Source organism: Streptomyces hilarionis, from assembly GCF_024539675.1.
Lineage (GTDB): Bacteria > Actinomycetota > Actinomycetes > Streptomycetales > Streptomycetaceae > Streptomyces > Streptomyces hilarionis.
This window is the reverse complement of sequence record NZ_JAHHIT010000868.1, coordinates 1-242: the sequence shown is the minus strand read 5'-3', so window position 1 is coordinate 242 and position 242 is coordinate 1. Positions and strand designations below refer to the sequence as shown.

Sequence of the window (242 nt, the reverse complement as noted above, 5' to 3'; positions counted from 1 at the left end):
CCGCGTGACCAGGCCGTTGAGGTCCACGGCCAGGCGTGACAGTTCCTGGCTGGCCGCCGAAGTCTGGGTGGCGCCGGCGGCGGTCTGGGTGGACAGGTCGCGAATGTTCACCAGGCTGCGGTCGACGTCACGCGCGACCAGCGCCTGTTGTTCGGCGGCGCTGGCAATGACCAGGTTGCGCTCGCTGATCTGCGAAATGGCGGCGGTGATTTTATCCAGGGCGTTGCCGGCGCTGTTGGCCC

At 68.2% G+C, this 242-nt stretch carries 1 pseudogene; it reads right to left on the bottom strand.

What is annotated here, in order from left to right:
- Positions 1–242, bottom strand: a pseudogene (locus tag KMS84_RS44845) (hypothetical protein); the annotation flags it as partial.